2 protein-coding genes are annotated in these 2,470 nt (G+C 38.5%); both read right to left on the reverse strand.

The window, feature by feature from the left end; all coding sequences use genetic code 11:
• Window positions 1–854, reverse strand: an 854-nt coding sequence (locus PLK24_RS10755) for an MBL fold metallo-hydrolase (RefSeq protein ID WP_324479008.1), incomplete at its 3' end; no start/stop codon positions are given.
• A 6-nt stretch (window positions 855–860) separates the two neighbouring features.
• A complete protein-coding gene (locus tag PLK24_RS10760) occupies window positions 861–2,309 on the reverse strand; it encodes a S10 family peptidase (protein WP_324479009.1) in 1,449 nt (482 codons plus the stop codon).
• Between the last annotated feature and the right edge of the window lie 161 nt (window positions 2,310–2,470).

A 2,470-nucleotide genomic window follows, 5' to 3' on the forward strand; every position in this document is an offset into this window, starting at 1 on the left:
ATTTCAATAACTGATCCAGCGTAAATCGGTTGATAATATTTCGGCATATTTTGATAAATCTGAGCCATAGCTTGGAATCCAGTACAATGACAAGGACTCACTTTTTGGACACCCATAGTAAACAGGGTTTGAATCGTCCAATCCAATCGCTCATGAGAGGCTTGGTAAAGATGGAACCCTCCAATAACGTATAAAATTCGCTGATCCCCGGTAATTCTTTGAGCATGCTGGAGTGTATTCACAATTCCCCGATGGGCACAACCAGTGACAACCACCAAACCTCTTTCGGTTTGGATAATTAAAGACACATCATCCATCATTGAATCAGGAGAAAATTCTCCAGCAGTTTTCACCAACAAATCACTATCAATTTTTTCATAAGAATTGTTTAACTCTATTTCGCCGGTCGTTATAATAGATTGACAAATTTTAAAAGTTTTTGTGGTTAGATGAAATTGTGCTCCCTTGCTTTCCAATTCTTCTCGACAAGCTGGAATTCCAATATAATCTAAAGAATTTTGGTTTTCTTGGACATATTTTTTGGTCCAAATATCCGGGTGGGCAATAATTGGAACATCCCCAATATATTTTAAGAAATGAACCAACCCTCCTGTATGGTCATTATGCCCATGACTTAGAACCAAAGTATCGATCGATGAAAGGTCGATTTTTGCTAGTCGAGCATTTTCGGAAGCCAGCGAGGTCATTCCGGTATCAAATAGAATTTTATGTCCATGAACTTCTATGTAAAAACTAAGCCCCCATTCTCCCTGAAAACCATACCCGGCTGTGTTATCAACCAAGGTATAGATTTTAATTTTCTCAGAGGGCTTCACCCCATTTTTCAGCACCATTAAAAATCACTCTCCAAGAATATCTTGATAAAATTCTTCTAAATCCTTTTTTAATTGGGCAAGGGCTTCAGGATTGGTATAGAGCATATGACCTCCTGGATAAATTTGAAGAGTAATATTATTTCTTCGTTCCGCTGGCAAGTCCAGATGGTTTATACTGTAAAGAACGGAATCATAAGGACATTCCAAATCATACACTCCACTGGCAATAAACACTTTGAGAAAATCAGAACGACGTAAGGCTTTTGACAATTCTTCATTTTGATTCGGATATCCTAGGCTTACCGTTCCCTCGTACTTAGGAGCCGGACGACCTGATTCCCAATTCCATTTTTCATATACTTCTGCTGAACCAGAAAGATAGGAAAGGTTGCTTTCGAATTGAAGATCGTTTTTGAGATAATTGGCCAAGCAAGACTTAAAAGGACCTCCTATCAGAAAGTAACTGGGATCGTCTTCATCGACATAAGTCCCGGGAATTGTAACCCTTGCGTCGTAAATTCCTAACGCTAAACCCTTATCATTGAGTAATTCAGAAGCAAAATCATCTTCATAAACTCTTAAATTCTTTTCTCGAATGAAATCCTCAGCAATGCCAGTATATTGACTTAGCTTCTCAACTATTTTATCTCTTTCCTCTTCGCTCAAGGCATTTCCCCTCCAGAGTGCTTTTAAATAATGATTTTCAACCCAAGCTCTGACTTCTTGTAACACCGAATCTAAATCTCCCTGGTAATCTGGATGAATTTTTTTATGATACCAGGCAGCGGCTGCATAAGTAGGAATGGTGAGCGCTAAAGCACGATCGTCTAATGAACTCCATTGAATTGTTCCTAAATCAAAAACCGGTGATATAAATATCAATCCTGAGGGATAAACTCCAATATCTTGAAGAACTTTGGCTAATCCTGAGCCTCGTACTCCACCATAACTTTCTCCAGCGATAATTACCGGTGACGTACTCCGGCCATTATGATTCAAGTAGGATTGGATAAATTGTGCAATACACCGAACATCTTCACTGACTCCCCAATATTGAGTTGGATCAGCTCCTCCGGTCATTCGGCTATACCCAGTGCCAATTGGATCAATAAAAACCAGGTCGGTGATATCTAATAGAGTATTAGGATTATCAACCAATCGAAAAGGTGGTGGCATTAATCTGGTTCCATCTTTACTTTTTTCCACTACCCGTGGCCCCAAAACTCCCAAATGAAGCATCATTGATGCCGCTCCCGGTCCTCCATTAAATGCAAAAGTAATAGCGCGTTTTTCAAAATTTTCAATTCCTTGTCGGTTATAAGTAATATAATAAATTCTGGCTTGTTCGGTCTGGCTTTTTTGATCAATAATTGGGATAGATCCAACTGTAGCTGAATAGTCCATTTCTTCATCATTAATCCTCAGGGTATGAAAGGTGACTTTGGTATCGTTTTCCGGGTTAGCCAATGCCATATTGTATGGATTTATTCCATTCAATCCGATAGATACACTGAGAAATCCGAAAAAAAGAAAGATCACCCCAAATCTTTTTGTTCAAAAAGATTATGTCATAAATCATCCTAAGGTTTCCTCCCAATTTTCTCAATTAAGCGGAATTTTATAATTATTTCTTT

It is taken from the genome of Atribacter sp., assembly GCF_035418125.1.
In the GTDB taxonomy this organism is placed as follows: Bacteria; Atribacterota; Atribacteria; order Atribacterales; family Atribacteraceae; genus Atribacter; species Atribacter allofermentans.

Bases quoted from the DNA above. Each gene is read 5' to 3' on its own strand.
- PLK24_RS10760 (WP_324479009.1), bottom strand. From the start codon at position 2,309: ATGGCATTGGCTAACCCGGAAAACGATACCAAAGTCACCTTTCATACC.